The following is a 13,074-nucleotide window of genomic DNA, read 5'->3' on the forward strand; positions in this document are numbered from 1 at the left end:
AAGACATAGATAGTACATATTTTATGAAATTATATTATTCAAAAGGAAGTTTAATATTAAAAAATATATAAATTTGCCGAAATAAATGACAGATATAGAATGTGGGGGTAAATGAATGGATAAGTCTACCGTAATTGGTCTTGTACTAGGATTTGTTGCTTTATTAGTTGGGATAGTTTTAAAAGGGGTTCCATTAGTTGCTCTTTTTAATCCTGCAGCTATTTTAATTATCATTTTTGGAACAATCGCTACAATTGTTATAGGTTTCCCAATGAATGAGTTAAAACGCGTTCCAAAGCTTTTTGGAGTTATATTTAAAGAGACTAAGTTATTGCCTGATTATGAGGTTATTAAAATGTTCTCTAGCTGGGCTGATTTAGCTCGAAGAGAAGGATTGCTTGCATTAGAAAGTAAGACAACGGAAGTAGAAGATCCATTTTTAAAAAATGGTTTGACACTTGCGATTGATGGTCAGAATGCAGATTATATACGTGATGTATTAACGGAAGAGATAGATGCATTGGAAGAAAGACATGCAGGTGGAGCACATATTTTCTCACAGGCTGGTACTTATGCACCTACTTTAGGGGTTCTAGGAGCCGTAGTTGGATTAATAGCTGCTTTGGGTGATTTGAACGATATAGAAAAACTAGGGCACGCCATTTCTGCCGCTTTTATAGCAACCTTGCTAGGGATTTTTACTGGATATGTTCTTTGGCATCCATTTGCAAATAAATTAAAACGTAAATCTAAGCAAGAAATACGTCAAAAAACAATGATGTTAGAAGGTATTCTTTCTGTATTAGAAGGTGATTCTCCACGAGTTATCGAACAAAAGCTAGCTTCATATCTTTCTATGTCGGAGCGAAAAAAAGTTTTAAATGAAAGCGGGGAGGCTGGCCTTGGCAAAGAAGCATAAGAAACATAAAGAAGAAGAGGAAATGAGTGAATCATGGCTTCTTCCTTATGCGGATATCTTAACTTTATTGTTAGCTTTGTTTATCGTTTTATTTGCATCTAGTACAGTGGATCAGGAAAAACTGGAGCAGATGTCCCAAGTTTTTAGTCAAGTGTTTGATGGCGGAGTAGGATTAATGGAAAATCCTTCTCCTTTAGACGTACCGGTTACACCAAATAAAACAAATGGTAATGAGCAGAGTTCGGCTTACATTGAGGACCAACAAGCATTGTCAGAGATTCAAGACAGTGTAGATGAATATATTGCTGTGAATGCATTAGAAAAGCAATTCGCTACACAATTAACGGATGAAGGCCTATTAGTAACAATTCGAGATAGTATTTTGTTTGATACAGGTGAAGCGGAAGTAAATCCACAGTATCGCCAAATTGCTGAAGATATATCCGATCTATTAGTGTTTGATCCCCCTCGACATGTTGTCATAACAGGACATACGGATAATGTTCCAATTTCTAGTAGTGAATTTTCTTCTAACTGGGAACTAAGTGTTATGCGTTCAGTGAATTTTTTGAAGATTTTAGTAAATAATAATACAATTGATCCCCTATATTTTAGTGCAAAGGGGTATGGTGAATTTAAACCAGTAGCAAAAAATGATACTGCTGAAGGTCGGGCAAAAAATAGACGTGTAGAAGTTTTAATTCAACCACGCGTATTGGAAGATGGAACTTTAAACGACGAACCAAAATAATATCGGTTGAAAAGCCTAAAGTGACATCTTGGAATATTAATCTGTCTAATCAAAGCTGACAACTTTATTATATTAAGTTGTCAGTTTGGGATTGTAGATAAACTCGATTTTATCTTTATAAAGGATAGATTGGTTTTCCAAAGCTTACCGCTCGCCACGGGCGAGCGACGAGCCGCTTAGGCAGACGCGATCATGAATTATTAGAGCAAGTTTTTATCACTTTATTTTTTCAATTAGTATTTATAGAAAATCGTTGAAAAAGGCGACACTCCTGCGGGAATAGCGTTAGCCGAAGACCCCGCAGCGCAGCGAGGAGGCTAAGGCAACGCCCTCGGAAAGGGAGCCGTTTCAACGATTTTATTGTTTATCGGAAGATATTATTTAGTATAGTCGAATATTCTATATACTTAAGATGAATAATCTTGTGGTAATAGGAAATAATAACAGTAAATTAATATAATAAATGAGACTAATTAGCCAGCTTATTTATGTATTCAATGAGAGCTGACAACTTTTTTATTAAGTTGTCAGTTTTTGTTTTGACTTTTTCAAACAAAAGTTTATAATTAAAACAAAAGTTTGTATTTGAAGGAGGGTTGAAACATGCAACAGAAGGAACTTCAAGTTTTTCAATATCTTAAAAATAATCCTTACGCATCTCAACAAGAAATAGCTGATAATCTCCAGATGTCTAGACCTGCAGTAGCAAATACGATTTCTCAATTAATTAAAAATGGGAAAATCACAGGGAGAGCATATATTATTCCTGAAAACAAAGAGGTTATTTGTATTGGAGGTGCTAATGTAGACCGAAAATATATAGTGAAAAGTAAATTACAGATGGGTACTTCTAATCCGACAATAAGCATGCAAAGTGTTGGAGGCGTAGCAAGAAATATCGCTGAAAACATAGGTAGACTTGGGCATAGTGTTCGATTATTATCTGTAGTCGGCAATGATATGGAATATCAAATTATTGAAAAAGCATCTAGTCATTGGATGAACCTATTTTCAGTAGAGAAACTTGCAAACTATTCAACGGGAACGTATTCAGCCATATTAGATAATGAAGGTGAAATGCTATTAGCATTAGCCAATATGGAAATATATGATGAATTATCCGTAGAATATATAAAAAGACAAGAAGCTTATCTCACAAACGCTCAATTAATAATTGTAGATATGAATTGTCCAAAGGAAGTCATTGAATATTTACGAACGTTATCGATTGGCAAGAATATTCCTTTAGCTATTATTCCAGTCTCATCTCCTAAAATGGAGAGAATGCCAGATGAATTAGAAGGAATAGAATTACTTATTCTGAATAAGGATGAGTCGGAAGCCTATTTACAAATGGAGATAACTGATCAAGAGACATGGAAACAAGCTGCTCAAATTTTTGTGCAGAAGGGTATTAAACATGTTGTTATCACTCAAGGTAACAAAGGAGTTATGTATGCTAGTAGTTCTAACGATGGGATAATCGTACCCGCGATAGAAGTGAGCGAAGTTGTTGATGTCACTGGCGCTGGAGATGCTTTTGTTTCTGGTACGATTCATGCTTGGTTGGAAGGATTAACAATGGAGTCAGCATTGAATGCAGGAATGGTCAATGCAAGTAAAACATTACAATCTCCTGAAACAGTTCGAACAGAGCTTTCAAATGTAATTTTAAATAATGAATTGGAGGAATATTTATCATGAGAGAATTTTTAACATTTTCAAAAGAAGTAGAAGAAGGAATGGCAGCAGGCAAAGCTATTGTTGCTTTAGAATCAACTATTATTTCACATGGTATGCCTTACCCACAAAACGTTGAAATGGCTAGAACTGTAGAACAGATTATTCGTGATAATGGTGCAGTTCCTGCCACAATTGCAATAATGGAAGGTAAAATCAAAATCGGACTATCCGATGCGGAATTAGAAACTTTAGGTACTAGTAGCAATGCACGAAAAACATCACGAAGAGATCTTCCTTACGTGGTAGCTTCGAAAGAAATCGGAGCGACAACTGTTGCTACAACAATGATCTGTGCTGAGCTAGCGGGTATTAAAATGTTTGTTACTGGTGGCATTGGTGGAGTGCACAGAGGTGCTGAAACAACAATGGACATTTCAGCGGATTTGGAAGAACTAGCTTCTACGAATGTTGCGGTTGTATGTGCAGGGGCAAAATCTATTTTAGATATTGGTCTAACACTTGAATATTTAGAGACTAAAGGTGTTCCTGTAGTAGGTTACCAGACGGACAAGTTTCCAGCGTTTTATTCCGCAACAAGTGCATTCAATTCAAACTTCCGTTTAGATGAGCCTAAAGAAGTAGCAGAAATGCTAAAAGTGAAATGGGAATTAGGTTTAAATGGAGGAGCAATCATTGCAAATCCAATCCCAGCAGAAGATTCTTTGGACGAAGCGTATATTACTAATATCATTGAAAAAGCTTTAACTGAAGCAGAAGAAAATGGTATTCAAGGAAAAGACGTAACACCATTCTTACTTGGAAAAGTAAAAGAATTAACAGAAGGTAAAAGCTTAGAGTCGAATATTGCACTTGTTTATAACAATGCAAAAGTTGGAGCGAAGATCGCAGTTGAATTGAATAATCTTTAAAATAGAAAATCCTTCACCCAAGTATGGGTGAAGGATTTTTTCATTTTATTTTCTTAAATTACCTAATTCAGCAGCAATAGCTTGCATTTCACTTGGAGAGAAAGAGTCTCTTTTACTAACCATTTCGTATAGGTAAACTAAATCTTCATATTGGCTAGCATTAAAATGTTCTGATTTCATTGCATCAACGTTTACCATGCGAAGCTTTTCTTTTATTGTTTCAATCATATACGTAACATTTTCAACCGAAGGCTCAGATAAATTCATTTTTTTGTACCTACCTTTCATACACTAAGTATCATTTCACGCTACGCAACGATTGTCAATTACTAAATAGATTTCGCAGATTTCTGCGCTAGTTTTTCTTCTTTTAATTTATCTTGAATCCGTTTTGTTTCATATATAACTACCCCAGATAGACCAAGTAATCCTATTAAGTTCGGAATTGCCATCAATGCATTGGTTATATCAGAGAAAGTCCAGATTAAATCTAGAGAAACAACTGAACCAATAAATACCATTATTACGAATGCAATACGGTAAACAATTAATGATGAAGGACTTTTAAATAAGTACTGGAAACATTTTTCTCCATAATAAGCCCAACCAAAAATAGTAGAGGAAGCAAAGAAAACTAATCCGATTGCTACAACAATTGGTCCCCAGTCACCTAAGAAATGTCCGAAAGCAGCAGAAGTCAATTCATTTGCTGCAAGATTTGGATCCTGGTAAAGTCCTGACAATACAATCGTAACTCCAGTAATGGAACAAATTAAGAAAGTATCTAAAAATACTTGAGTCATAGAAACTAGTGCTTGTCGTCCTGGTAAATCTGTTTTTGCAGCAGCAGCAGCAATAGGAGCAGAACCTAAACCAGCCTCATTTGAGAATACACCACGAGCAATACCGTAACGAATAGCGGCACCAATTGCTCCACCAGCAGCAGCTTCACCAGAGAATGCCATTCTAAAGATAGTAGCGAATGCTTCTGGTATAGCAGTGATATTTGTAACCATAACTATTAAACCGGCTAATAAATAGAATAATGCCATAACTGGTACGAATACCGCAGTAACATTACCAATAGATTTAATCCCACCAAGGATAACAAGTGCAGTAAATACAGTAAGTATAATTCCAGTAATCCATGTATCTATACCAAATGTTGCATCTACAATACCTGCAACGGAGTTAGATTGTGTTCCATTTCCAATACCAAATGCTGCAATCGCACCAAAGATTGCAAATAAAACTGCCAGCCATTTTTGTTTTAGTCCGTGTTCTAAGTAATACATCGGACCACCAGCCATTTGACCGTTTGCATCTTTTACACGATATCTTACTGCTAATATGGCTTCACTATATTTCGTAACCATACCAAAAAATGCAGAGAACCACATCCAAAAAATTGCACCAGGTCCACCGAGAACTACAGCTGTAGCAACTCCGACAATATTCCCTGTCCCTACAGTTGCAGCAAGCGCAGTTGTAAGTGCTTGAAATTGTGAAATATCTCCTTCCGCTGACTTATCATGCTTTTTAGAGAATACTAGTTTCAAAGCTACAGGTAAAAGCCTAACTTGTAAAAATCCTACTCGAATTGTTAAATAAATGCCTGTCCCTACGATTAATATTAAGAGCGGTATGCCCCATAAAAAAGATGATACACTTCCTAAAAACTCATTTAACTTCTCCATCGATTATTAACCCCCATTATAATTTTACTTTCCAAGTCTTGCTCCCTTTCTATATTGTTTTTTACTTATTACCAATGTTCTTAAAATTCAGAGATATAGTCAAGACTATTTTTCAATTAATTTGTTTTATTCCATTATGACAAGGGTATAATTGAATACATATATAGCGAAAAATGGAGGTAAGAATATGAGTGAAAATAAATTATTTAAAGGAATTATGTATGGTGCACTACTTGGTGGTGCAATAACAATGATGGATAGAAAGACTCGAGATTCTGTTATGAACAAATCAAGATATATTAGAAATGAAATTGTATACTACAGTAAAAACCGTGAAGAATTAAAAACTAACATTGAATCCCAAGTGACAAAATGGAAGGCATTTTATGATCAATTTTCTTCGGATGCTAAGTATTTATCTCAAAAAGTAAACGAGGTAAAAGAAATGACTCCTCAAGTGAAAACTTTACTGACTGACACGAAAGATGCATTTTCACAGTCAAAAGACGAGTACAAATCAATTGTTGTCCCGGAACCGGAATATACAAGTATTTATGAAGAAAAAAAGGTATAAATCATAAGAAAGGTGGGGATGAGGTGGAACATAATCATTTAAATAAAGAAGTATCTGAAACAAACACTTCGTCCTCCACTAAATGGTATGATCGGCTAAGGTTTTTAAATATTAAAAAGAAAGAAAAGAAAAAAAGTGAGAAGCAAGACTTAACTACATGGTCTGGATACGTGAAGCATCTGATTAAACATATTCAGGAAACAGATATTACTGGTCTTGCTGCTCAGCTAGCTTATTTTTTCTTATTATCATTATTTCCAATGATTATCTTTCTAGTTACCTTATTGCCATATTTAAATTTGGACGAGGCACAAGTTTTTCGCTTTCTAGAAAACTATGCTCCAGAAGATGTTTATATTCTAATTGAAGATACAGTTTCGGATGTTTTGCAATACCGAAATGGAGGACTATTATCCTTCGGGATTATAGGTACTATTTGGTCAGCATCCAATGGGATGAATGCAATTGTTAAGTCATTAAATAGATCTTATAATCTAGAGGAAACGAGACCTTTTTTTATTGTGAGAGGTTTATCGATTGTCTTCACATTACTTTTAATATTTTTATTGGTTATTGCACTTGTTCTACCAGTTTTTGGTCAGCAAATCGGAACTATTCTATTTTCTTATTTCGGTTTTGAAGAGAGTTTTATTAAGCTATGGAATAATATTAGATGGACAATAAGTCCGATTATTATGTTTTTAATATTAGCTGCTCTTTACTGGATTGTACCAAATAAAAAATTATTTTTAAGAAGCGTTTTTCCAGGAGCAGCCTTTGCAACTTTTGGATGGATCGTTGTTTCGTTAGCATTCTCCTATTATGTTAGTAACTTCGGAAATTATTCCTCTACGTATGGAAGTATTGGGGGAATCATCGTTATGATGCTTTGGCTATATATTTCCGGGATAATGCTCCTTGTAGGTGGGCAAGTGAATGCAGTGATGCAAGAAAGAAAAATTGCACTGGAACAAAAAGAAGCAGAGGGGCAGCATTAGCCCTTCTGTTTTTTTTGTCTCAAATATTTGGTAAATGTCATGATCATTTAATTTGCTGCATAGTGCAAATTAGGAGACCTTCTTTATACATAAAAATATATTAACTTTCGTAACGGAAAATCAATTTGTTCATAAAATAAAGAAAAAGTAAAAAGGGGCACAATTATTGATTATCTCTCTTAGAACTGCAAAAGCACTATTAGAAGCTGCAGAAAAACAAGCAATGGCGATGGGCATTACAGAGGATATAGCAATTGTTGACGAAGGAGGAAATTTGATAGCCTTCCATCGAATGGATAATGCTAAAATCGCCGGAATCGATATAGCAGTTAATAAAGCTTGGACCAGTGTTGCTTTGCAAGTACCAACAGCTAATCTCGTTAGTGCAGCACTTCCTGGAGGGCCATCCTTTGGAATTAATACAACAAACCAAGGGAGAATTGTTATATTGGGTGGAGGAATTCCGCTTATATACAATAAAAGGATAGTTGGGGGTATAGGGGTAAGTGGAGCAACAAGCGCACAAGACATTGAAGTAGCTAATGCAGCAGTTCGTTTATTTGAAAGCATGACTTTTACTCGTACAAACACAAATGATCAATGATTTTGTCTTAATTAGTAATAAAAAATGCCAACAAATTATATAGGAATGTAAAGAGGCTATGTACAAGGGGTATACCCACTGTTTACATAGTCTCTTTACATTTTTGTCATTGTTTGCTGTATGTTTGGCCTTGCAATTAGTGGTGCAACTTTTTTATTTCCCCAGCAGTGCCATTAAACCTTTAAAAATTAGGAAAAGAGAGAAAATAACAATTGCTAAAATACCGATTAAGTTAATTATTTGCTCTAAACCTGCTAAGAAAGTACCTTCTAAGGGAACCTTTAATAATGCAAAACCAGCTAATATACTAGCTAATATTAAAAGAATAAATCGATCCATTCTATTTCGCCTCCTCTTTAGTACAGTATATGTACAAGTGAAAGGTAAGTTGAACCAATTGCGATTCACGAGGGTAATTCGAATACAATACCGTTTTGAGTGAAGACAATAACTCCCTTGTTCGACTACGGAGGCTTTTGTTCAAGAACAAATCAAAAAAGGACTATAAAAGTCCTTTTTGAGTTCTACGATTATTTAGGAGTGTTTTTTTAAATGTTTCTATTTAACATTCTTAAACCATTTAAGATTACTAGAATAGTGCTTCCTTCATGACCGATAACTCCAAGTGGAAGATCAACTGCTTGTAGAAAGTTTGAGATAATTAAAACGCCTATAACCGAAATAGAAAAGACGATGTTTTGTTTAACAATTCTTTGCATTTTTCGAGACATTTTAACTGCATATGCGATTTTCGATAAGTCATTTTTCATTAACACTACATCAGCAGTTTCAAGTGCTACATCTGTTCCTTCACCCATAGCAAATCCAGTTGTTGCAGTCGCTAGTGCTGGAGCATCATTAATGCCATCCCCAACCATTCCAACGAATTTGTACTCTTTCAATAATGCTTTCATATGTTCTACTTTCGTTTCAGGTAGACATTCAGCGATATATTGATCGATTCCTGCTTCTTTAGCAATCACTTTCGCTGTTGTTTCATTGTCTCCTGTTAGCATTACTGTTTTTATTCCTAGTGACTGAAGTAACTTTATAGCTTCTTTTGCTTCTTCACGTACTGTATCTTTCAAAGCAGCTGCAGCTGCAATTCCTTGTTGATCTCGCATGAAGATGACAGTCTTTCCTTCATCAGCTAATGTAGCTGCTATACCATTTTGGAAAGCAAATGCATCCTTTTTGTTCACAAATTCAGGTTTTCCAACAATGATTGTTTGACCATCAATAGTTGCTTCTAACCCAAATCCAGGTTTATCCTCAATATGAATAAGGGGAAGTTGACCAATTCCTTCTGATTTGGCATAGGAAGTTATTGCTTGTGCAAGTGGGTGATTCGACTGCGTTTCAATAGTTGCCAGCAATGTTAGAGTTGCTATTCGATCTAAATCTTCTCGAACAAAAAAATCTGTTACAACTGGTTTGCCCTGTGTTAATGTACCTGTTTTATCTAAAGCAATTGCATTCATTTCACTGACATTTTCTAAGTGGACTCCACCTTTAAATAATATCCCACTTTTGGCTCCATTTGAAATAGCTGCGAGTGTTGCAGGCATAATAGAAGCTACAAGAGCACAAGGTGATGCTACTACCAATAAAACCATCGCTCTATACAACGTGGTCGTCCAGTCCCAACCAAGTAAGTAATGTGGAAGAAACATCATAACTGCCACGCCAAGCAATACGAATTTTACATAAGTACCTTCAAATTTCTCAATAAATTGTTGTGCGGGAGATTTTTCATCTTGGGCAGATTGAACAAGTTGGATAATCTTTTGGAAAAGTGAATCCTCATTTGCTTTTGTCATCTCCATAGTAATAGCGCCACTAATATTCACGGTACCCGCATATAGTTCATCATTTGTTTTTTTGGAAACAGGAATAGACTCACCGCTAATTGCAGCTTCATCTACTGCAGTAAAACCATTTACAATGATTCCGTCTGCAGGTATTCTTTCTCCAGGTTTGACAACCAATTGATCTCCGACTACTAGTTCGTTTACGGAGACACGGATTGTAGAGCCATCACTGTTTAGTTTCCAGGCTTCTTCCGGTTGTAATTTCATGAGGGAAGAAATTTCTTTTTTACTTTTGTTCATTGTATAGGTTTCAAGTGCACCACTAACAGCAAAGATAAAAATTAATATAGCACCTTCCGTCCAATAACCAATAATAGCAGAACCAATCGCTGCTAAAATCATCAGCATTTCCACATTCAATTCTTTATCTTCAATGGTTGCTTCTATTCCTTCTTTTGCTTTAGCGAAGCCTCCAATGACAAATGCTAACAAATAAAATACGATAGAAGCTGTCTCTTGGCCAGCATTACTTAGCAACCAAGCACCGAGAATTAATACTCCAGAGAAGAGAGCGGCAATTAGCTCCATATGGGGAAATAGAGATTTTAATAATGATGGGTTCTCATTTGTTTCCTTTATAGTAGACATGTAAATACCTCCTTGATAATGAATTTCACTATTAATAAGCTTATAAAATGACGAAAATGGATTCCCAGTTGGAAATCCATTTTATATTCATTACTACTTTATAATTATTATAATTTAGAAGTTATTTAATGTCAATCGATACGTTTAGTTGAATATAGGTTCTTTGTATGCAGATAGTTTTTCTAACGAAGACTTATCTACATCCGCATGTAAACTATTGCCGTGTGAGTCCATTGTAACAACAGCTGTGAAGTTTTCCACTCGTAAATGCCACATTGCTTCCGGAATGCCGAATTCCATTAAGTCAACGCCTTCGACGCCTTTAATACAGTCTGCGTAGTATTGAGCTGCTCCGCCAATCGCATTTAAATATACTCCACCATGTTCGGATAGTGCAGCAAGTGTTTTAGGTCCCATCCCACCTTTACCAATTACCGCACGAATACCGAATTTTTTCATAATATCGCCTTGGTATGGTTCTTCTCGAATAGAAGTAGTTGGTCCCGCAGCACGTACATGCCAATTACCTTCATCGTCTTTCTGCATTACTGGACCACAGTGATAAATGATCTGTCCGTTTAAATCTACTGGAGCATCATGACTCATTAAGTGATGATGGATTGCGTCACGACCTGTATACATACGACCAGTGATTGATACAACATCTCCTACTTGTAGGGAGCGGATTTGTTCTTCTGAGATTGGAGCTTGAAGTTCCACCACTTTTTTAGGAGCTTCCTCAGTAGTTTCTTCTTTAAATTCAATTTTTTCTCCATCTTGGTAATGCCAATCTATGATTTCACCTGTAGTTGGGTGAATGTTAATTGCCATTCGACGGTATGCCCAACAGTTGTAAGCGACAGAAACATAGAAGCTTGCTGGTATACGGTGCATTACACCAATTTTACAGCCTAGTAGAGTTGCTTCTCCACCGAATCCCATAGTTCCTATACCCAATGTATTTGCTTTTTCAACAATATACTCTTCTAATTTTGCTAGATCTGGATTAGGATTTGTATCTTCTACATGACGGAATAATTGTTCTTTTGCAAGGTCATAACCTGAGGAACGATCTCCACCAATGCCCACTCCAATAAAGCCTGCAGAACATCCTTGCCCTTGTGCTTGATAAACAGAATGTAAAATACATTTACGAATTCCGTCTAAATCACGTCCAGCTCGGCCCAAGCCTTCTAGTTCTGTAGGAAGGCTATACTGAATGTTTTTGTTTTCACAGCCGCCACCTTTTAGGATTAGCTTCATTTCAATATAATCTTTTTCCCATTGCTCAAATTTCATTACTGGGACACCTTCGCCAAGGTTGTCGCCGCTGTTTTTCCCTGTTAATGAATCAACAGAGTTAGGACGAAGCTTCGCATCTTTAGTAGCGCTCACGATCGCACGCTTAATCGCTGCTTTAATTTCTAGTTGGTTAACTCCAACAGGTGTTTTAATTTTGAATGTTGGTAACCCAGTATCTTGGCAAATAGGGGATACGTTGTCATCCGCCATCTGAATATTATTTGTAATGGTGTCTAAACTCATCGCCGCTCGTGTACCAGCATTTTCAGCTGCTTTCGCTTTTTTAATTGCTCGACGGACGTCTTTTGGTAAATTTGTCGATGTTTCGGTTACTAAGTCATAAATACTTTTTTCTAATTGCTCCAATTGCATGGGACAAACGCTCCTTCTATGTAAATGTATCTTAAACATTACAAGTATACTATTTAATCACTTCGAAAAAAAGAGAGGATTCATGTAAGTTTTATGTAGAGCCTTAACGTATCTTCATATGTAATTATCCAATAGATTGATTGGAGCGTAGGGAAGGAAGCGGCTCTGCCCCGCCAGCTGAATGAGTGTTGATCAGTTTGCGGACGATTTACTAATCTGGTTCTTTAAATTGACAAAAGGTATCGTGAGGAGGCCTCTCGATACCTTTTGTCGACAATCTGAGCGTTCGCAATGTGATGCATTCCGAACTTCTTTGACATGCGTTTTAATCGTTTGAACTTTTAAATTGTTCCATTTTCAACTCTAAGTCATCCATCATTTGAATAAGTCGATCTATATCTTCCAGTTCAGTCGTTTCAGGTTCAATTGAATCTAATACCTCTAAAAACATTTGCAGACGATCTTTTAAATAAGATACTTGTTGTTCTGGATTTGAAATTTGTTTACCCACAGAATAACACCTCACTTTATGATTTAAGAATAAATGAAAATAGGTATAAAAGATAGGTCCAAAGAGTTATTTTAATAATTATTGTATTTAGAATATTTACTCTTTTATCGTTATGTGTTAAAGTTTCTTTAAGGCATACATAGAAGGGAGGCCGTAGTGAATAGTCGAAAACCATTCAATCGAGAGAAGGAGGGGGTTCAGACATTTCACCGGCATAGACGCCGCAAATGCAGTTATGAATATACAAGTGAATAATAGTTATATGTAAAAGGCTC

General features: G+C 36.0%; 13 protein-coding genes. 7 read left to right on the forward strand and 6 right to left on the reverse strand.

Annotation, left to right across the window (positions count from 1 at the left end):
• The first annotated feature begins 115 nt into the window (after positions 1-115).
• The 4 genes from motA to PGC35_RS14995 all read left to right on the forward strand — a co-directional run bounded on the left by motA (position 116) and on the right by PGC35_RS14995 (position 4,282).
• Positions 116-919 (forward strand): flagellar motor stator protein MotA, encoded by an 804-nt coding sequence (motA, locus tag PGC35_RS14980; RefSeq protein WP_053592001.1) that lies wholly within the window; start codon positions 116-118, stop codon positions 917-919.
• Complete coding sequence (motB, locus tag PGC35_RS14985) at positions 903-1,670, forward strand: flagellar motor protein MotB (RefSeq protein WP_056833243.1); 768 nt, start codon at positions 903-905, stop codon at positions 1,668-1,670. The genes motA and motB overlap by 17 nt, the downstream gene beginning before the upstream one ends.
• A 603-nt stretch (positions 1,671-2,273) precedes the next feature.
• Positions 2,274-3,374: a PfkB family carbohydrate kinase gene (locus PGC35_RS14990; RefSeq protein WP_056833245.1), complete on the forward strand. Its 1,101-nt coding sequence runs from the start codon at positions 2,274-2,276 to the stop codon at positions 3,372-3,374.
• Positions 3,371-4,282 (forward strand): pseudouridine-5'-phosphate glycosidase, encoded by a 912-nt coding sequence (locus tag PGC35_RS14995; RefSeq protein WP_375219749.1) that lies wholly within the window; start codon positions 3,371-3,373, stop codon positions 4,280-4,282. The genes PGC35_RS14990 and PGC35_RS14995 overlap by 4 nt, the downstream gene beginning before the upstream one ends.
• A 45-nt stretch (positions 4,283-4,327) precedes the next feature.
• Here PGC35_RS14995 and PGC35_RS15000 read toward each other — a convergent pair whose 3' ends face one another.
• Both PGC35_RS15000 and PGC35_RS15005 read right to left on the reverse strand, forming a co-directional pair.
• The gene (locus PGC35_RS15000) at positions 4,328-4,549 is read right to left on the reverse strand and encodes a DUF1128 domain-containing protein (protein ID WP_053592005.1); all 222 of its coding nucleotides are present in this window, start codon (positions 4,547-4,549) and stop codon (positions 4,328-4,330) included.
• A gap of 62 nt (positions 4,550-4,611) precedes the next feature.
• Positions 4,612-5,979, reverse strand: a complete 1,368-nt coding sequence (locus PGC35_RS15005; protein ID WP_375219750.1) for an alanine/glycine:cation symporter family protein — start codon at positions 5,977-5,979, stop codon at positions 4,612-4,614.
• A gap of 187 nt (positions 5,980-6,166) precedes the next feature.
• On the opposite strand from PGC35_RS15005, the gene PGC35_RS15010 reads away from it, so the two are divergent.
• From PGC35_RS15010 to PGC35_RS15020, 3 genes are all read left to right on the forward strand, one after another.
• The gene (locus PGC35_RS15010; RefSeq protein WP_375219751.1) at positions 6,167-6,553 is read left to right on the forward strand and encodes a YtxH domain-containing protein; all 387 of its coding nucleotides are present in this window, start codon (positions 6,167-6,169) and stop codon (positions 6,551-6,553) included.
• A gap of 23 nt (positions 6,554-6,576) precedes the next feature.
• On the forward strand, positions 6,577-7,551 hold the full coding sequence (locus PGC35_RS15015; protein ID WP_375219752.1) for a YihY/virulence factor BrkB family protein: 975 nt from the start codon (positions 6,577-6,579) through the stop codon (positions 7,549-7,551).
• 166 nt (positions 7,552-7,717) lie between these two features.
• On the forward strand, positions 7,718-8,155 hold the full coding sequence (locus PGC35_RS15020) for a GlcG/HbpS family heme-binding protein (protein WP_375219753.1): 438 nt from the start codon (positions 7,718-7,720) through the stop codon (positions 8,153-8,155).
• Positions 8,156-8,308: 153 nt separating this feature from the next.
• Here the strand turns inward: PGC35_RS15020 and PGC35_RS15025 are convergent, their stop codons facing one another.
• The 4 genes from PGC35_RS15025 to PGC35_RS15040 form a co-directional block, all read right to left on the reverse strand.
• Positions 8,309-8,494, reverse strand: coding sequence for a hypothetical protein (locus PGC35_RS15025; RefSeq protein ID WP_375219754.1), 186 nt, complete (start codon positions 8,492-8,494; stop codon positions 8,309-8,311).
• Between the two features lie 209 nt (positions 8,495-8,703).
• Complete coding sequence (locus PGC35_RS15030; RefSeq protein WP_375219755.1) at positions 8,704-10,614, reverse strand: heavy metal translocating P-type ATPase; 1,911 nt, start codon at positions 10,612-10,614, stop codon at positions 8,704-8,706.
• Positions 10,615-10,758: 144 nt separating this feature from the next.
• On the reverse strand, positions 10,759-12,288 hold the full coding sequence (locus tag PGC35_RS15035; protein ID WP_375219756.1) for a fumarate hydratase: 1,530 nt from the start codon (positions 12,286-12,288) through the stop codon (positions 10,759-10,761).
• 325 nt (positions 12,289-12,613) lie between these two features.
• Positions 12,614-12,799 (reverse strand): SE1561 family protein, encoded by a 186-nt coding sequence (locus PGC35_RS15040; RefSeq protein ID WP_053592011.1) that lies wholly within the window; start codon positions 12,797-12,799, stop codon positions 12,614-12,616.
• Positions 12,800-13,074: the final 275 nt, after the last annotated feature.

It is taken from the genome of Psychrobacillus sp. PGGUH221 (genome assembly GCF_042055255.1).
Lineage (GTDB): Bacteria > Bacillota > Bacilli > Bacillales_A > Planococcaceae > Psychrobacillus.